Source organism: Desulfatibacillum aliphaticivorans DSM 15576 (genome assembly GCF_000429905.1).
GTDB classification, from domain to species: domain Bacteria; phylum Desulfobacterota; class Desulfobacteria; order Desulfobacterales; family Desulfatibacillaceae; genus Desulfatibacillum; species Desulfatibacillum aliphaticivorans.
The window spans coordinates 80,053-98,759 of sequence record NZ_AUCT01000027.1 but is presented as its reverse complement, the minus strand read 5'-3'; the positions used below and the strand labels follow the sequence as shown (position 1 = coordinate 98,759).

Here is an 18,707-nt window from a genome sequence, read left to right as displayed (position 1 = left end):
CATGGCGAAGGAGCAGAGCAATAATTTTGATGCATTGATCGCTTGTCATTCTCTGGTCATGATCCGTTATCTTCTGCTCGTGTACATTTTGGGCAAACGACAAATGAGCGGCCCAGTGGGGCCGCTTTTCAGGGAATTGTCCGATGATCAGAATGTATTGGTTGTCGCCCAGTCTTTATGGGAAAAGGTCAAGGAATTGCTTTTGGGATCAAGGCAGGTTCTTTGTTACGGAATTGAGCCTGAAGTCATGAATTACATCCTTGACATTATTGAAAAAACAATAATTGACCAGATGTCTATAGCATCTGCGAAACTTTAGGTCCTAAATCTCCCGGGCCAGCCGCGGCATGCAATGCCGGGGGCCGTAGGGCCAATAAGGCGACCCCGGCGCCTCATAATTCCATTGCACTATGGCGAACCAACGCCATTCCTTATGCCCGAATTCCAAAGGCGTCTCTGGGACGCATGGACATATTGGGTTCCAATCAGTTCCAAGGACGCCCTTATTGCGCTCACGCGCCCCGGCAGGAAAAAGCCCTGCCGCGGCTGGCCTCTCCTTAGGCGCCCTGGCGGATGCAAAACTTTCACCGCAGCAGGCATGAACAATATCCAACCCTCTCCATACCGCACGGCATAAAACCCGGTTTTAAAAAAGAATGTTGTGAGGTTCCAGCGGTTTTGCTACATTAAAAGACAAAGAACAGCCAATGCAAACCCGCGTCGGAAGAGCGGCGCGCCGGGAAATGAGGGAGGAATCATGGGAAAAACCGCGTCTCCCAATTCAGCCATTCAGGAAGCCAATCCTTATTTGGAAAATCCATGCCTGTTTCCCCAGGCCAGCGACCGTATTTTGGCCATCAAGGCGGAATTAATGGCCGAGCCGTACTCCATCTGCCTGGAGCGGCCCAGCCTGTTGTTTGAATTCCGGGAGTCCAAAAACGGCAAGGCCGCCAAAAACCTGCATCCGGCCGAGGCCCGGGCCTTGATGCTGGCCCATATCATGCGCCGCCGCAGGCCCCGCATATACAATCACGAGCTGATTATTGGCAACATGAGCTCCAAGCGCATTGGGGCGAATTTTTATCCGGAAGGCGGCTCCCTCAATATTTTGGAGGATTTGCTCCACCTGGAAAACCGGCAAATCCCCTTTAAACTGGCGCCCATGGAAAAAGCAGAGCTTTTGCGGCTGGGCCTAAAAAGCATTCCGGTCAGCATTGGGGGCAAAGCCCTTTTAAAGCCGGGCAGGTTTTCCCATTTTTTGGATTTCTTTCGCGCCAAACGCTATTTTGTCACCGAAGAAGCCGGCATCAGCCATCAGGCGGGCAATTACAGTGAAGTTGTCAGCCATGGTCTGGTCAAGGCGGATTTGTACGCACGGGACCGGCTGGAAGCCGACGCCCTTGAGGACGGAACCCGGCTGAACGCCGACCAGCGGGCTTTTTACAAAAGCGTACGCACGATCATCCTGGGCATTCGCAACATGGCGTCCAACCTGGCGGCGGAGGCGGAAAAAAAGGCTGCAGCGCAAGGCGTGGCCCTGGAACGCCGCAAGGAGCTTCTGGAGGCCGCCGAAGCCTGTTTGCACGCGCCTTATTATCCGGCGCGGACCTTTAAGGAAGGCCTCCAGGCCTGCTGGCTGGTTCATATGGCCATGAACCTGGAGGATTTCGAACAAGGCTTGTCTTTCGGCCGGCTGGACCGGATTTTACTTCCCCTCTATAAAGCAGACCTGAAAAAAGGCCTATTGACCTACGAAAAGGCCGTGGAAATCATGGCCAGCTTTCAGTTGAAAACCTGCGAGACCATCCCCATTTATTCCGAAAGGATTGACCAGTATTTCTCGGGAAACGGCGTGGCCCAGGGCATTACCGTGGGCGGCGTCAACGGCGGAGGCCGCGATTGCACCAACGAGCTCTCGGGGCTGGTGCTGGACGCCTTCTCCCAAATAAAAACCCGGGAGCCGGCCCTGCACGTTCGGGTGCATAAAAAAACGCCGCCATGGTTTCTGGAAAAAGCTGCGGCAGTGGCCGCCCTGGGATGCGGCAAGCCGTCCTTTTTCGGGGATAAGGCGGTCATCAAGGCATTGGAAAACACAGGCATGAGCAAACCTCACGCCCGGGATTACGCGGTGATCGGCTGCGTGGAAATGGCCAGCCAGGGCCGCACCTACAACTCGTCCGATGCGGCTTTGTTCAATCTGCCCTTGTGCCTGGAACTGGCCTTGAACCAGGGATACCGGTTTGGGTCCCGGCGCATTCCCGCGCTTCGGTTCGGAGCGCCCACCCCGCCCGCGGAAGAGCTGCGCACTTTCGACCACGTCTTAAAAGCCTTTAAAACCCAGGTGCGGGATTCGGTCAATGAAATGGCCAAGGTCATCACCATGATGGAGCAGGCCTATCGCGTGCATCGCACCACGCCGGTCAATTCCGTCATAACCCAAGGATGCCTGGAATGCGGCAAGGACGTGACCTGGGGCGGCGCCATGTACGACCTGACTTCCGTGCAGGTCGCCGGGCTGGCCGACGCCGGGGATTCCTTGTACGCCTTGAAACGGGTGGTGTTTGACGAAAAACGCATGAGCCTGAAGGCTTTTGTTGATATCCTGAAAAGCAACTGGAAAGATCAGGAGAAGCTAAGGCAGGAGGTTTCGCAAAAATTCCCCCGATACGGAAACGGGGATCAGGACGCCGACCGCATGACCCAGATTGCGGCGGACGTCTACACGGAAGCGGTCACGGCCCATAAAAATTCCCGGGGCGGTCAATACATTGCCGGAATCTACTCCATGACCTGCCACCACGGATTCGGCAAGGCCACGGGCGCTCTGCCCAACGGCAGGCCGGCGGGTTATCGCCTGTCCAACGGGTTGTCTCCGGTGGACGGCGTGGACAAAAAAGGCCCCACGGCCGTGCTGCAATCCGCAGCCTCTTTGGACAGCTCCCAATGGGGCAATTGCTGCGCCCTCAACATAAAATTTGACGGAAACCAGTTTAAGGGGACCAAGGGCGCCAAGATTCTATCCGGCCTGATAACCGCGTACATGAACATGGGTGGCATGCAGATTCAGCCCAACATCCTGGACGCCGAAACATTGCGAGAGGCCAAGGAAGATCCCGGCGCCCATCCGGGAATCGTGGTGCGAGTGGCGGGCTATTGCGCGTATTTCAACGATCTCCAACCCATAGTCCAGGACGAAGTTATCAGCCGCACCACCCATATTATTCACTAAATGTTTGTTTTGATAATGTAGAGCAAAAAAATTGACAGGGATGGACGGCCGCATTATTTTGGAATCGTAATACTTATTTTTTTTAGTCTGTTGACGTCAGGTTTTACCCATGAATCAGGTTGATGACGGCTAAAATGGGCGCTTGCATTGAGGCTTCGCCATTTTCAGCCGAAGGCATTCAACCTTCCCCCCAAAGGAGGTAGAAATGGACGTAAAAGACTTTTGCAATGGAATGAGTGCGGAACTGACGGCATGGAAGGCCAAAATGTGGGACGCTATGTCCAAGGTAGATAAACTGGGCACGCCCGAAAGAGAAAAAGTGCTGCCCAATATTGAGGACATTCGCATCATTATGACGGAACTGGAAGACAAGGTGAATTCACTGAACCATGAATGCCCTTCCGACTGGTCCGGGTTGAAGCAGGATATCGAAAAGGGCGCCACGGACGTTCGTTCAAAGTACGAAGAAACCATGGAGTACATAGGCAAGGCAGCTCCCGTTTCGGTTCCAGGATAGCTTCGAATTCCATGTTATGAATGTAAAGCCGGACGCCCCGGAAAAAGGCGTCCGGCTTTTTATTTTTTCACCAGCCTCGCCACGGCCTCGATATGGTGGGTGTGGGGGAACATATCGATAGGCTGGACTTCCTCCACGGAATAGGTCTCGGACAGCAATTCCAGGTCCCGGGCCAGGGTGGTGGGGTTGCATGAGATGTAAACCATCTTGGGCGGGGCCATGGCCAACACCTTTTTGACCACCTTTCCGTGCATGCCCGACCTGGGCGGATCGATCACCAGCACGTCGGGCTTGTGCGCCACTTCGTCCAAAGTCTCCAGGATGTCGCCTACCAAAAACGTGCAGTTGTTCACCTTGTTGCGTTCGCAATTGTCCCTGGCGTCGGCGACGGCCACTTCCACGATTTCAATGCCAAGCACTTCGCCCGCCTTGGGGGACAGCCAAATGGGGATGGCGCCGGCGCCGCTGTACAGGTCCAGGACTCTTTCGCCGCCTTTCAGGTCTGCGTAATCCTCCATGGTCTGATACAAATTTTTGGCCTGGCGGGTGTTTGTCTGGAAGAATGAATTGGCCGAAACCTTGTATTCCCAGGGGCCGATGCTGTCCATAACGTAATCCAGACCCTTCAGGCAAATTTCCTTGTCGCCCACGGCCACGCCGGACTTGCGATCCGTGATGTTGTTGACGATTGCCGTTATCTTGGGAAATTTTTCGGCCAACGCATCGGCCAAGGGCTGGACCGCCGGGAGTTCCTCCCAGGAAGTGACGATATTAATCAGGTACTCGTCCCGGGCCACGGAATGGCGGATGACCGCAAAGCGCCAGAATCCTTCGTGGCTTTTCAAGCCGTAAGCCGGCAAGGGCGAATCTTTCATATAGGCGTGAACCGCCTGCAGGATGTCATTGGCGTCATCGGTCTGCAGCAGGCATTTTTCAATGTCCATGACCTTGTGAAAGGTTCCGGGAACGTGCAGCCCCAAGGCGAAGCTGCGGTCCACTTCCTCTTCCAAAGCGATTTCATCAGGAAGCAGCCACCGGTGGTCGGAGCAGGAGAATTCCATCTTATTTCGGTATCCGTATATCAACTCCGACCCCATGGTCGGATGTACGGGGACGTTTTCCAGCCCGCCGATATGATGCAGGGATTCGGCAACCTGCTCGCCCTTATATTCAAGCTGCTTTTTGTAGTCGATGAACTGCCACTTGCAGCCGCCGCACATGCCGCTGTACGGGCAAGGGGCCTGAACGCGGACGGGCGAGGGCTCCAGGATTTCCTCCACCCGGGCCAGGGCGAAGCTCTTTTTCTTGCGGATAATCCGGGCTTTTACCTTATCGCCGGGGGCCGTTTTCTCCACAAAGACGGCCAAGCCGTCCACGCGGCATAATCCTTGGCCTCCAAAAATTGTCTTTTCTATGCTAAGGTCCAGTATCTGACCCTTTTTAACTGACATATTCGCCTCCGCGGCATGTGGCATATTTCCTGATTTATTGAAAACTTAGGGGAGGATGGGCGTAAGCCGCCCGGATAAACGGCCTCCCCGGACAAAAGGAGTATTATGGCACAAGAAGACTTGCGAGAAAACGAGAAAATTGTTCACTTTCACGTGGACGGACTTTTGCTCCAGGGAACTTTTCACGATCCCGGCGCCGCCAATCCGCCTGTCATCATAGGTTGTCACGGTCTTTTCGCTGATCGCCAGTCGCCCAAGCAGACGGCTCTGGCGCGGGCTTTATGCAAGAACGGCGCAGCCTTTCTTAGGATAGACCACCGGGGATGCGGAGGCAGCCAGGGAAACTTCAAACAGGAAACCACCCTGGCCAATCGATGCCGGGACCTCATGGCGGCCATGGATTTCGTCAAAAACAAAATCGGCCTGAAAAAAAGAATGGGCCTGTTCGGATCCAGCATGGGCGGCGCGGTCTGCTTAAAGACGGCCTTGCAAAATTCCGTGGACTGCATGGTGGTCAATGCCGCGCCCATGGATTTTTCGTCAGTCATCGATGTGTTAAAGAAGGCCAACCAGGACCAATTGTTGAGCAAGGCCTTTTACGAGGAAAACCCCGTGCTGGCGAAGGACGAAGAGCTTCCCATATCCAAGATTTTGATTTTTCACGGCAATCAGGACGAAACCGTGCCCGTGGCCCACGCCCTTGCCTTGCACGCCATGTGCCAGGAGCCCAAGAAGCTGCGCCTGTTCAAAAACGGAGATCACCGCATGTCCAGCTCCCGCGACCAGGGCATTTTCATTGAAGAATCGGTGGATTGGTATAGGGAGCATCTTTTTTAAATTCAGTTGCTCATAGGCATTGGGCGACGCATGCCGCAAACCAAAAAATCCACAAGAATCCACTTCCTGTTTACGCCGCCTCTCTTCGTCATCCCCGTGGAGGGTGCGGCGGGATGATTGCGGCTTTTATGCAATCATCATGACGCACTCCTCGAAACTGGGGCCAATCTTCCTTTTAGAATCCCGCCCATCAAAATGTGACCTTTTTGTCCGCACCTGCGACTGTACTATAGGATTTTTGTCGACTTTCCGGGCCGATTCATCGTCTACTAAATTGACGCGGGTTAATGGAGAAAGTGAAATTTTCCATGGTTAGGCGTTATCAACCCCAAAACGGGAAAGCCGACCAAACATGGGCGCCCGGAAGCGAACCTGGTTTCAGGAGTTTTTAAATGATACATCTAAACGGAAAAATTGGGCGCATTTTGGCTGTGACGGCGGCGCTGGTTCTATGCCTGGCCCCGGCCTTCGCCCAGGATGCCGAGCCTTTGACCCTGAAAAAAGCGGTGGCTCTTGCCTTGGAGCATAACCAGGATCTGCGCATGGCGCAAAACAGCGTAAAAAGTGCGGAGATCACGGTCAAACAGGACAAGGACGACTTCCTGCCCAGCTTGTCGGCCAGTTCTTCCTGGTCCGCCAGTGCGGACCGGACGGACTCCACGGAGGACGACACGTTTCAATCCTTGAACGCCGCCATATCCACGAATCTGAATTTGTTCAACGGGTACGGGGATCAGGCGTCCCTGGAGAAATCCAGGTATTCCCTGTCCGCCGAGGAAAACACCCGGAACAGAACCATGCAAAGCGTGATTTACAATACCATGGAAGCCTTCTTCCAGGCGTATACGGCCCGGGAAAAAATCAAGGTTGCGGAAAACAACCTGGAGGATAACGCCCGGCAGTTGGATGAAATCCAGGCCTTTTACGACGCCGGCAGCAAACCCGTGACCGACCTGTACCAGCAAAAGGCCCAAACCTCCTCCGCCCAGTTGGACTTGCTCACCGCCCAAAGGGATTACTCGGTCAACAAAATCCAGTTGATGGAGGCCATTGGCATGCCGGCAAGCGCGAACTTTGAAATCGCCCCCCCCAGCCTGAGCCGGGATCTGCTGCCGACCGGCGTCACTACGGAGGAGGCCCTGAACCAGGCTCTGGCCCAGCGGCCCGACATCCAGACCCAAAACGAAACCATTTCCGCGGCCCAGGCCTCGATCAGGGAAAACAGGGCAGGATTTCTGCCCAGCCTGGATCTGACCGGCGAAGTGGGCACGAATTATTCCAGCGGCAGCGACTTAGGCTTTGAGGATCAGTTCTGGGATCAAAGCATGGACGCCCGCGTGGGCTTGTCCTTGAGCATTCCCATCTTTGACCGAAACATCACCAGAAACAACGTGGCCAAAGCCCGCATCAGTCTGAACAATGCGGAGTTGGCGCTGGAAAAGATCAAAAGGCAGGTGGAAGTGGAAGTCGGCCAAGCTGTCGCCGACTATCAGACGGCCGAAAAAAAGGTTCAGGTCACCCGCGATCAATTGGAATACGCAACCCAGGCCCTGGATTCCAGCTCACAACGCTATACGGTCGGCGCATCCACCCTGACGGAACTCACCCAGGCCCGCACGACCTTTGTGGAGGCCCAATACGACCAGATTGAAGCGGAAGTCAACTTGCGGATTCAAGCCATGGCCCTGGCGTTCTACTCCGGGACCCTGGACGCCAAAGATATGTCCGCGGAGGATTAGTAATGACGTTTTTAAAATGGATATGGAAAATATTGAGGGTTCTGCTGATGGTTTGCGGAGCGGCTTTCATTGTGTTTGCAGCGCGCAATTTCCTGAGCGCGCCTAAACCTCCTTCGCAGGAAAGGTCTCCCTTCCAAACCGCTATGGTGAATAAAGGCGCCGTGGAAACCCTGGTTTCCAGCACAGGAACCCTGGCGGCCGTGGGCACAGTGGAAGTGGGCACCCAGGTTTCAGGAACCATAGACCGGGTTTTGGCGGACTATAACGACAAAGTGACAAAGGGGCAAATCCTGGCCGAAATGGACACGTCCCTGTTTGAAGCGTCCATCAAGCAGGCGGATGCGGCCCTGGCCCAGGCCAAGGCCAAGCTCAGGCAGGCCAAGGCGGAGTACGACCGCAACAAGCCCTTGTTTGAGAAAGGCCATCTGTCGGCCCAGGAGTTCTTGACTTACGAGACGGAAAAAGAAACGGCTGCGGCCTCCGTGCTCTCCTCCCAGGCCGCCCTGGACACCGCCAAAACCAATCTACGCAATGCGGTCATCAAATCCCCCATTGACGGCACGGTCATAGAGAGGGCCATCGAGGAAGGGCAGACCGTGGCGGCCAGTTACAGCACGCCGACCCTGTTTTTGATTGCTGAGGACCTTTCCGACATGCAGATCGAAGCGGCCGTGGATGAAAGCGACATAGGCCAGATTCGCGAAGGCATGCCCGTGCGCTTTACGGTCCAGGCCTATCCGGACGACGAATTCACGGGCGTGGTCCTGCAAATCCGCCTGAACCCGGAAGTGGTTTCCAACGTGGTCACCTATACCGTGGTGATTGAGGCGCCCAACGAAACCGGCACGCTGCTGCCCGGCATGACGGCCACCATCGAATTTATCGTCCAGCAAATCAAAGACCAGCTTTTGGTTCCCAACTCAGCCTTGTCCTTTGCAAAATCGGAAATGGCGGGACCGGATGCCGGCGCCAGCGACGGTCCGGCCGTGATGATCTCCAATAACGGGAGTATGCCCAGGCGGGTTTCGCTGGAAACGGGAATCACCGACGGGGCCAACACCGTTGTCTTGGCCGGCGCCATTCAGGAAGGCGACAGGGTCGTCACCGGGATAAAAAAGGAGCAAAGCGCCTCCAAGCAAAGCATCTTGTCCAGGCTCATGCCCAGGCCGTCCCGCCGCTCGGGCGGCGGCGGACCGCCTCCCGGCCCCTAAAGGGCCGCGAACCGGTAAGGAAATGTTGGAATTACCCATTGCAAGGATTTAAAAATGGAAACCATATTGCTTAAAGACGCCCAAAAGATATTCACCCTGGGCGGGGAGAAGGTGCACGCCCTGGACGGGGTCTCCCTGTCCATCATGCCCGGGGACTTTGTCGCGGTCATGGGCGCTTCAGGCTCCGGCAAGTCCACGCTCATGAACATTTTCGGCTGCCTGGACACCCTGACTTCCGGGGAGTATCTTCTGGAAGGCCGAAATGTGAGCGGCATGGACAAAAAACATCTGGCGGACATCCGCAATCAGCGCATCGGTTTTGTTTTCCAGGGCTTTAACCTCCTACCCCGGACCAGCGCTTTGGAAAACGTGCAGCTACCCCTGTTTTACAATCGCAATAAAAAAGGATTGAATCCCAAAAAACTGGCGGCCGAAGCCCTGGACAGGGTGGGCCTGGCCAATCGCATGAGCCACGAGCCCAGCCAGCTTTCCGGCGGCCAGCAGCAGCGCGTGGCAATCGCCCGGGCCCTGGTGAACGACCCGGCCATCATCCTGGCGGACGAGCCCACGGGCAACCTGGACTCCAAGACCACCCTGGACGTCCTGACCTTGTTCAAGGACCTCAACCAGCAGGGAATCACCATTGTGCTGGTCACCCACGAAGCGGACGTGGGCGAGCACGCCCGGAGGGTGATCGTTATGCGGGACGGCCGGGTTATCAGCGATGATTGGAACGTAGGGAGCAAGCCCCCAATCCAGGCTGCGGCGCCCCCGGACAGCCGGGAGGCGGCTTCATGAAATGGTTTAAGTTCATCAAAGTCGCGCTCCAAAGCATTCTAAAAAACCGGATGCGCAGCCTGTTGACCATGCTGGGCGTCATCATCGGCGTCGGATCGGTCATCACTCTCATGGCATTGGGCGAAGGCTCCCAAAAGGACATCAAGGCGCAAATTTCCTCCATGGGAACCAACCTGCTCATGATCCACTCCGGCGCTGGCCGGAGCGGCGGCGTGCGCTTGGGATCGGGGTCTCTGGCCACCATCACCATGGACGACGTCAAGGCCCTGCGGGAAAAATCCACCACCCTGATGGCGGTTTCCCCCAATATCCGCGTGTCCGAGCAGGTGATAGCGGGCAACGCCAACTGGAGCACCTCCGTGGAGGGGGTGTCGCCGGATTATCTTACTATTCGGAATTACGAAATCGCCAGCGGGACGTTCTTTACGGAGCGGGACGTGAAAACCCGCGCCAAGGCGGCGGTCCTGGGCCAGACCGTGGCGCAGGAGCTTTTCGGGGACAGGGATCCCCTGGGGGCGAGAATCCGGGTGCGGAACGTGCCGTTTAAAGTGATCGGCGTATTGGCGGAAAAAGGCCAAAGCTCCATGGGCAACGACCAGGACGACGTCATTTTTACGCCGTCCACAACTGCTTTATACCGGCTGTCAGACGGCAAGACCCTTCGGGTGATCATGGCCAGCGCCGTTTCCGAAGAAAAAATGGACGCTGCGGAAAAGGAAATCACCCAAATTCTCCGGGCTCAGCATAAATTGAGCGCCAGCGAGGAGGACGATTTTAACATCCGCAGCCAGACGGAGATCATCAACATGGCCTCCCAGATGACCGGCGCCTTGACCGCGCTGTTGAGCGCCATCGCCGGAGTGTCCCTGCTGGTGGGCGGCATCGGCATCATGAACATCATGCTGGTTTCCGTCACGGAGCGCACCCGGGAGATCGGCATTCGCATGGCCGTGGGCGCCCGGGGCAGCGACATCATGGCCCAGTTTCTGGTGGAAGCCATCATCCTGAGCCTGATCGGAGGGGTGTTCGGCATCGTCCTGGGGCTGGGCCTGGCCTTTGGGCTGGGCGCAATCCTGGGATGCTCCGTAGTGACCAATTTGGCAGTGATCTTGACGGCCGTGGCCTTCACCGCTGGCGTGGGCGTGTTCTTCGGCTTCTACCCCGCACGCAAAGCCGCCGGGCTGCACCCCATTGAGGCGTTGCGGTATGAGTGATTTTTCCCCGATAGAAAACTTTTAGGTATTGATTCACCCCGCACGGCCGTCGCACCGGCCGCCCCCCGTCGACGTTCCGGGACGCCTATCGTCCCGGAACGCATCAAATCCAACAAAAAACCTCGCTGCTACTTCCCCTCCCCCTGCCAAAGGGGCTCGCGAAGGACTTTCTTGAGCAGTTTACCCAGGGCGTTCCGCGGTAAGGGCTGACTCCGGATTTCCACGGCGCTCACACGCTGATGTTTAGCCGAAACCCGCTCGTTGATCCAGGCCTTGATGCCTTCCCCGTCAGCATCGGAGCCCTCACGCAGCACCACAATGGCCACGGGCGTCTCGATCCATTTTTCGTGAGGCGCTGCAATCACCGCGACTTCAGCAACGTCCGGATGGGCCAGGGCCACTTCTTCGATGTCATTGGCGAACACATTGATGCCGCCGGTTACGATCATGTCCTTTTTCCTGTCCATGATGTATAGAAAGCCGTCTTCATCAAACCGGCCCACGTCTCCGGTGCGAATGTAGGTCCGGCCCGCTTTGTCGCGCCAAACGACCTCCTCGGTGGCCTCAGGCCGGTTGTGGTAATGCTTCATCAGTGCGCCGCCCCACCCCACGATCTCCCCGATCTCTCCCCAGGGCAATTCATTGCCGTCATCATCAATTATTTTCAGGTTGCTGCCGCTGATGGCGCTGCCTACAGAGCCGGTTTTTTCCATGACCTGCTCGGGTTTGAGGGTCGTCCCAATGCCTTCGGTCAGACCGTACAATTCAAACAGGCCCGGCCCCATCTTTTCCAGAATATCCTTTTTCCAGGCCAGAGGCAGCACGGACCCCATGGAGACCATGGCCTGCAGGCTGCTTAAATCATAAGCGGCGAACTCAGGCGCGGTGAGCACCGCATGAAACATGGTGGGAACTAAAAACGTATGGGTGATTTTGTGCTTTTGCACCAGATTCAAAAAGCCCTGGGGTGAAAACAGATCCATCAGCAGTACTTCCGCCCCGGCGGAGACGGCTCCCAACAGCATTAACCAGGTGGCGTTAGTGAAAAGCGGCGTGGCGATCAGCATGGTGGATGCGTCTGTAACCCGGAACTCGATGGCGGCGGCGAAGCCGGTCAGGTTACGGGCTTGATGTGTGTGAACAATGCCTTTGGGAACTCCGGTGGTGCCCGAGGAGTAAATAATGACGCACTCGTCTTCGTCGCAAACATCCGCGGGAATGAGATCCTCCGAGCCGCTGGCAATAAAATCCTCATACTCCAGCCAACCCTCCGACCCGAATCCCGCACCGATGCGGTTTTCAACCGGAATGCCCTCCAATTGGCCTTCCAAAGCCGGAATGAGCGAGTTTAGCGGAGAAACGATAAAAAGGAACCTGGCGTCCGCGTCTTTTAGTAAGGCCGCGATCAGGTTCGGGGTTTGCAGCGCGGACAAGGGAACGATAACCCCGCCCGCCCGAATAACCCCGTACATGATTTCCAGGGTGGAAATGCTGTTAAGGGCCAGCAAACCCACCTTATCCCCTTTTTTCAGCCCGGCTTTAACCAGGGAGTCATGCACTTTGGACGCCCTGGCGTCGAATTCCCCCCAGGTCGTTTTGTCGTCTCCAAAAATGAACGCTGTTTTTTTCGGTCTGGCCTGGCTATGAAACCACGGGAAAGCGCCAAGGTGTAATCCGGGAGTCCTTAACATTGAGACGTCTCCTTTCAGAAGTCAGTTGTTGAACAGAATCAATTCGATTGTGAAGAAACAGTGCGTCCCCGGTTGAACGAAAGGCTTTTTGCAGGCTGCTTTATGCGGCGGCCTTTTTCCTTGCTGGTGCGGCATGGCGCCAGCTGATTTCCGGAAAGCTCCCATCCCCTCCGTTAAAATTATAGAGCAACAATCGGACCAAAATTTTAACTAACTGATTTTAATAAATTTTACTATATGATTAAGGTTTTGATGCAAAAGAATCCTTGCATGACGCAAGATATTTTTGCATAATGCAAGAATCCCCCGCTTCCCTTTACTTTAAAGAAAGGCTGCCTCCATGATCCATGCTCAGGAATCCTTCCTCAGACTTGTTGCGAACCCTTTGATTCTTATGGATCATGGCGGAAATGTTCACTTTATGAACGATTCCGCGGCGTCCATGCTGGCTTCCGCAGGCCATGCCTTCGCCCATAAAATTGACAAAATCGATTATTCTTTTGATCCAGGCTCTCTAGGCCAATCCGCCGGGGCGGCTGGAAAGATTCAGGTGGGAGAAAAATGCTGGCGAGCCAGCGTCTTTCCTTTTCTGCTGAATGACGGCCAGGAGGGATTTCTATTCCTTCCTGAGGCGGAAGATATCCTGAAATTGGTGGATTTCGACACATTTCTGAACAGTATCGACGCGGCAATTGTAATTACTGACCAAAACGGGATGCTGGAGCATATAAATGACTCGTTATCCAGGCTCCTTGGCGTGGGCGTCCGGGAATGGGTTGGCCGCAATGTGCAGGAGTGCATTGATCAGAAGGTTCTGACGGATTCCGTGTCGCTAAAAGTCCTGCGGGCCAAAAAGCCCATAAGCATGAACGTAAGTTACGGCGCGGGGGTGACAATCCACTACAAAAGCGTTCCGATCATGGACGGCCATGGCGAAGTTCGGAAAGTCATCAGCACGGGCCGGGACGTCACGCGTCTTATCAACCTGGAAAAGGATCTGTCCAGTTCGGAAACCCTGAAGGATCAGTATTACCAGCGACTGAACACCCTGGAGGTGCTGCTTGGAGGGGAACGGATCGTCTACTCCAGCGAGCCCATGAGAAAAGTGGTCCAGGTGGCCATCAAGGCCGGCAAATTCGACACCCCCGTTTTTCTGTGGGGGGAGTCGGGCGTGGGAAAGGAAATGGCGGCCAGGCTGATTCACCAATCGGGAATCCGGAGCCCGGGGCCTTTTGTGGGCGTCAATTGTTCGGCCGTTCCCTCCGAACTCCTTGAGTCCGAGTTTTTCGGCTATGCTGACGGCGCTTTCACCGGCGCCAGGAAGGGCGGCCAAAAGGGATTGTTCGACGAGGCCGAGGGAGGAACCTTGTTTCTTGACGAAATTACGGAGCTTTCTCTGACCATGCAAAGCAAGCTCCTCAGGGTGATTCAAGAGCATGAGTTCATGCGCGTGGGCGGCCGGAAAAGCATCCGAACAGACGCCCGGATCATCGCCTCCACAAACCTCTCCTGGGAGGAATTGACGGAAGGGTCGGGATTCCGCCGGGATCTGTTTTACCGGCTGAGCGTGATCCCTATTCAAATCCCCCCCCTGCGGGACAGGCGCGACGACATATTGCCATTGATTCGATTCTTTCTGAAAACACTGAACCAAAAATACAAAACCAATATCAAGCTCGCCCACTCCTTGCTCCCGCGATTGTACAATTACGCTTGGCCGGGGAACGTTCGCGAATTGAAAAACGTCATAGAGAGACTCATCGTGGTTGCCGGTGCGGACGAAGTGGGAGAAGAAGAATTAGAACTGCTGAACCAGCTTGACGTCGTCAAGCCTTCGGATCTAAAGGAAGACGTCTCCGTCAATCGCCTGATGCCTTTGCAGGAGGCCAGGGAAAAATTGGAGCAAATACTCTTTAAACGGGCCTACCAGGAGGGCGGAAGCATTGAAAAGGCTGCTGAACTGCTCCAAATAAACCCGTCCACTATTTATCGCAAAATCAAGAAAGGCAGGCTTCAGCCGCCCTGATCTCTAACATCTTTTTTACTTTCTTGCCCCCAAGAAAAAAAGGCTGACTTTGCTTCAACAAAAGGATCGATCCGTTTATTTTAGGCGCAAGTATCTTTATTTATATCATAAAAATATATCTATTCTTATCTTAAAAATTCCCAAAATCAGCAATTACCCATAAACTTCCCTCTTGACAATGCCTAGTTGAGTAATTAGACTGACATGTCAGTTTAAGCAACCGTAGATTTTTATAACCCCCAAAAGGAGCGCGCGCCCCATGCGAGTATCCCCCCTGTATGCAAGACACCAATTCCCGGTGATCATGGCCCTGCTGAAAACCGCGGCGGGACCCGTTTTGAAAAAGGTCAGCCTGAACAACAGCGGACAAACAACCGTGGTGGAGGCGGTGCTGCCGCCGCGGCCCCAAGGTCTGATAGAGGATTATCTCCGGCACGTTGGCGGCGAGCCTTCGTGGTACAAGGGGACGGTGCCCCCCAGCCTGTTTCCTCAATGGGGATTTCCCCTCATGGCTAAAACCCTGACCGGCCTGCCCTACAACCTGACCAAGGTGCTGAACGGCGGGGCTTCCTTTGTGGCGCACGCGCCTATTCCAGGGGACCGGCCTTTGAAGGTTCGGGCGGAACTGGCCCAGGTGGACGAAACCGAATCGCGGGTTGTGCTGCTGCAAAAGATGGTCACGGGCGTGGAGGATAATCCCGAGTGCCTGGAATGCAGGGTCAACGCTATCATCCCCAAAAAGTCGGACAAAAAGGGCGGCAAGCAAAAGGCCCTGATTCCCCAATCAGCGCAGGAAATCGCAACCCTTAACCTGGCTTTGGATTCGGGCATTGATTTCGCCCTGTTGACCGGAGACTTCAACCCCATCCATTGGATTCCATCCTACGCCCGAATGGCGGGATTTCCCAACACGATCCTCCACGGATTTTCAAGCATGGCCCGCACCATCGAGGCTTTAAACCGCAACGTCCTGGCCCAAAACCCTTACGCCTTAAAGAGCTTTGAATGCCGGTTCGTCAGGCCTTTGGTTTTACCTGCGGCGCCGGGCGTTTTCGTGGACAAGGGCGCCGTGTTTTTAGGCGCTGCAACGGGGAGCGCGCCTTACCTTTCAGGCGCATACACCGTCTAAAATGTTATTGAATCACGGAAGATGCGCCGGATTCATCGGCTGCAAAAGGAGAAGGAAAAATGGGAGACATTTTGTTGGAACTGGGAAAAAAAGACGCGGCCAGAAAAGTGGTCAAAAACCTGGGGCTTCCCCTACCGCTGCCCCAGGAGCTTAGCCGCCCCAAGGGGCCGTGGGAGGAAATGCCGCTGCTGGACGTCAACGCGGCCGTGGGGCATTTGCCGGGCTCGGAGCTTGCCCCTCAGATCGCCCAGGCTTTGGGCGGCATGGGCGCGATGGTCCATGCGGCCGCTGACTCCAAAAAATTCAGTCATTACCAAAAGCAAGGGACCGCGCGGGGCAGACTGGCCAAGGCCCTGGACATGGACGCCAAGCCCGAGGGCTTGAATTTTCGGGTATTGATCTTTGATGCGACCGGCGTTTCCGATCCGGCTGAACTGGAAATGATGTACGAGTTCTTTAATACGAAAATCCGCTCCCTAAGCCCTTGCGGCAGGCTCATCGTTCTGGGCCGCCCCGCGGATGAGTTGGAGGACATATCCCAGGCTGCGGCGTCCCGGGCCTTGCTGGGCTTTGTAAAGAGCGCGGGCAAGGAAATCGGCAAGAAAGGCGCAACATCCCAGGCCATTTACGTGGAAAAGGGAGCAGAGGACAGGCTGGAGCCTGTGCTGCGCTTCTTTCTGTCCGACCGCTCCGCTTACGTCTCCGGCCAAATGGTGCGCGTTTCCGCCAAGGTCAAGGCGCCTGAGTCTTTCACCAACATCCGGCCCCTGGACGTCAAAATCGCCCTGGTGACCGGCGCGGCAAGGGGCATTGGGGAGCAGATCGCCCGGACCATGGCCGGAGAAGGCGCCAGGGTGATTGTCATGGATCGCCCCGGCGAGGAGGACCTGACCTCCAAACTGGCCAGGAAAATCAATGGATCCGCTCTGAATTGCGACATCACGGCCTCGGACGCGCCCAAGGCCATTAAGGACCACATTGCGGAGAATTACGGTAAAAAGGGCCTGGACGTGATCGTCCATAACGCCGGCGTGACCAGGGACAAGATGCTGGCGAACATGGATGCGGATCGCTGGAACATGGTCATGAACATCAATCTCCTGGCGCTGATTGCGAGCACCAAGGAGCTTTTGAAGATCATGCCGGACAACGGCCGCATCGTTTGCCTTTCGTCCATTGCAGGCATTGCCGGCAACGTGGGCCAGACCAATTACGCCGCCTCCAAAGCCGGGGTGATCGGGTTTGTGGAAGCCCTGGCGCCCACGGTTGCGGACCGGGGAATCACCGTGAACGCCGTGGCGCCCGGATTCATCGAAACCCAGATGACCGCAGCCATTCCCTTTGCAACCCGCGAGGCCGGACGCCGGCTCGCCAGCCTTTCTCAGGGAGGATTGCCTCAGGACGTGGCCCAGGTCGTGACCTTTTTGGCAAGCCCCCAGGCCAGCGGAGTCACCGGCGGCGTGCTGCGGATCTGCGGCCAAAATTTCATCGGAGCCTGATCGAATTTTCAACGTTTTAATACAAGGGAGACAAAAACCGATGCCAGCAAAGAAGAACACCGCCAAGCCCCGCCGCGCAGTCATCGTGGGCGGCGTGCGCACCCCGTTTATCCGGGCTTTCGGGCCTTTCACCCAACTGGACACCATCGCCCTGGGAACCGCCTGCGTCAAAGGGCTGCTCAATCAATTTCCCGTGGAATGGAAGGAACTGGACAGCTTGGTCTGGGGCGGCACCATCCTGCCCGGCGGCATCGCCGTGAATATCGGCAGGGAGATCATTTTCGACGTGGGCCTGCCCGACACGTTGGAATCCTACACGGTCACCCGGGCCTGCACCACCAGCATGCTAAGCACGACCCTGGCCGCCGCGTCCATTGAACGGGGCGACGCGGAAGTGATCATTGCAGGCGGCAGCGACTCCACCTCCAACGTGGAGGTTCGCATGCCCCCTACCCTGGTGCATAAGGCCGCGCCCGTCGTTATGAGCGCTAAGTCCACGCCTGTGGATTATCTTAAGCTGCTCACGAAAATTCATCCGAAAAATGATATTGTACCTTCCCGCCCCAGCATCCGTGAGAGGACTACCGGCGAACTCATGGGCGAGTCCGCGGAAAAAATGGCGGGCATGCATGGGATAAGCCGCGAGGATCAGGACGCCTTCGCCGTGCAATCCCACTCCCGGGCCGCCAAAGCCCTGGCTGCGGGCCGATTCGCCAAGGAAATCATCCCCGTGGAGACGCCCAACGGAGAAACCGTCTATGCTGACAACATCCTCCGGGGCGATACTTCGGTGGATAAAATGGCCAGGTTAAAGCCCGCTTTTAAGGAAGACGGCACGTTGACCGCCGGCAATTCCAGCGCGCTCACCGACGGCGCCTCCGCCGTGCTCATGATGAGCGAGGAAAAAGCCAAGGCTCTGGGCTTCACTCCACTGGCGGCGGTGACAAGCTGGTCCTACGACGCCGTGGATCCCAACGATCAGTTGCTTATCGGCCCGGCCTTATCCATGCCCAAGGCAGCGGCCAAGGCGGGCATGACCGCGGACGACATCGATATTTTCGACATTCATGAGGCTTTCGCAGCCCAGGTGTTGTGCGTGATCAAAATGCTCGGAAACGACGAGTTCTGCCAGCAGCGCCTTGGCCTGGACAAGGCCTTCAAAAAGCTCGATCCCCAGGACATCAACCTCCTGGGCGGATCGTTGGCCTTTGGGCATCCCTTCGCCGCCACAGGAACCCGGATGATTTCCACCATGGCCAACGAATTGCACGAATCCGGCAAACAATCGGCCCTGCTGGGCATTTGCGCCGGCGGCGCCCTATCCGGCGCTATGGTGCTTGAAGCGGTTTAATAGTTGTCGTGGATG

The 18,707-nt window shown here is 56.0% G+C and carries 13 protein-coding genes and 1 pseudogene; 12 read left to right on the top strand and 2 right to left on the bottom strand.

Features of this window, described 5'->3' with window-relative positions; translation table 11 throughout:
- From G491_RS0121255 to G491_RS0121240, 3 genes and pseudogenes are all read left to right on the top strand, one after another.
- Nucleotides 1-319, top strand: a pseudogene (locus G491_RS0121255) (IS4 family transposase); the annotation flags it as partial.
- A gap of 438 nt (nucleotides 320-757) precedes the next feature.
- Nucleotides 758-3,229 (top strand): pyruvate formate lyase family protein, encoded by a 2,472-nt coding sequence (locus tag G491_RS0121245; protein ID WP_028316004.1) that lies wholly within the window; start codon nucleotides 758-760, stop codon nucleotides 3,227-3,229.
- Nucleotides 3,230-3,434: 205 nt separating this feature from the next.
- Nucleotides 3,435-3,746 (top strand): hypothetical protein, encoded by a 312-nt coding sequence (locus G491_RS0121240; RefSeq protein ID WP_028316003.1) that lies wholly within the window; start codon nucleotides 3,435-3,437, stop codon nucleotides 3,744-3,746.
- 59 nt (nucleotides 3,747-3,805) lie between these two features.
- Here the strand turns inward: G491_RS0121240 and rlmD are convergent, their stop codons facing one another.
- Entirely contained in the window at nucleotides 3,806-5,197 is a 1,392-nt protein-coding gene (gene rlmD, locus G491_RS0121235) for a 23S rRNA (uracil(1939)-C(5))-methyltransferase RlmD (RefSeq protein ID WP_028316002.1), read from the bottom strand.
- Nucleotides 5,198-5,302: 105 nt separating this feature from the next.
- Here rlmD and G491_RS0121230 point away from each other — a divergent pair, with 105 nt between their 5' ends.
- From G491_RS0121230 to G491_RS0121210, 5 genes are all read left to right on the top strand, one after another.
- On the top strand, nucleotides 5,303-6,034 hold the full coding sequence (locus G491_RS0121230; protein WP_035219699.1) for an alpha/beta hydrolase family protein: 732 nt from the start codon (nucleotides 5,303-5,305) through the stop codon (nucleotides 6,032-6,034).
- A gap of 392 nt (nucleotides 6,035-6,426) precedes the next feature.
- Nucleotides 6,427-7,773 carry a TolC family protein gene (locus G491_RS0121225; protein ID WP_028316000.1) on the top strand — a complete coding sequence of 449 codons (1,347 nt, stop codon included), beginning with the start codon at nucleotides 6,427-6,429 and terminating at the stop codon, nucleotides 7,771-7,773.
- Nucleotides 7,774-7,775: 2 nt separating this feature from the next.
- A complete protein-coding gene (locus tag G491_RS0121220; protein ID WP_028315999.1) occupies nucleotides 7,776-8,984 on the top strand; it encodes an efflux RND transporter periplasmic adaptor subunit in 1,209 nt (402 codons plus the stop codon).
- Between the two features lie 54 nt (nucleotides 8,985-9,038).
- Nucleotides 9,039-9,782 carry an ABC transporter ATP-binding protein gene (locus G491_RS0121215; RefSeq protein WP_028315998.1) on the top strand — a complete coding sequence of 248 codons (744 nt, stop codon included), beginning with the start codon at nucleotides 9,039-9,041 and terminating at the stop codon, nucleotides 9,780-9,782.
- On the top strand, nucleotides 9,779-10,996 hold the full coding sequence (locus G491_RS0121210) for an ABC transporter permease (protein ID WP_028315997.1): 1,218 nt from the start codon (nucleotides 9,779-9,781) through the stop codon (nucleotides 10,994-10,996). The genes G491_RS0121215 and G491_RS0121210 overlap by 4 nt, the downstream gene beginning before the upstream one ends.
- 128 nt (nucleotides 10,997-11,124) lie before the next feature.
- On the opposite strand, the gene G491_RS31840 is transcribed toward G491_RS0121210, so the two are convergent.
- Nucleotides 11,125-12,687: a class I adenylate-forming enzyme family protein gene (locus G491_RS31840; RefSeq protein WP_051327429.1), complete on the bottom strand. Its 1,563-nt coding sequence runs from the start codon at nucleotides 12,685-12,687 to the stop codon at nucleotides 11,125-11,127.
- Between the two features lie 421 nt (nucleotides 12,688-13,108).
- On the opposite strand from G491_RS31840, the gene G491_RS31835 reads away from it, so the two are divergent.
- The 4 genes from G491_RS31835 (at nucleotide 13,109) to G491_RS0121180 (ending at nucleotide 18,692) form a co-directional block, all read left to right on the top strand.
- On the top strand, nucleotides 13,109-14,713 hold the full coding sequence (locus G491_RS31835) for a sigma-54 interaction domain-containing protein (protein WP_169829490.1): 1,605 nt from the start codon (nucleotides 13,109-13,111) through the stop codon (nucleotides 14,711-14,713).
- Between the two features lie 259 nt (nucleotides 14,714-14,972).
- A complete protein-coding gene (locus tag G491_RS0121190) occupies nucleotides 14,973-15,842 on the top strand; it encodes a MaoC family dehydratase (RefSeq protein WP_028315996.1) in 870 nt (289 codons plus the stop codon).
- A gap of 59 nt (nucleotides 15,843-15,901) precedes the next feature.
- Entirely contained in the window at nucleotides 15,902-17,341 is a 1,440-nt protein-coding gene (locus G491_RS0121185) for a 3-oxoacyl-ACP reductase (protein ID WP_035219698.1), read from the top strand.
- Nucleotides 17,342-17,381: 40 nt separating this feature from the next.
- Nucleotides 17,382-18,692 (top strand): acetyl-CoA C-acyltransferase, encoded by a 1,311-nt coding sequence (locus tag G491_RS0121180; protein ID WP_028315994.1) that lies wholly within the window; start codon nucleotides 17,382-17,384, stop codon nucleotides 18,690-18,692.
- The last annotated feature ends 15 nt before the right edge of the window (nucleotides 18,693-18,707 follow it).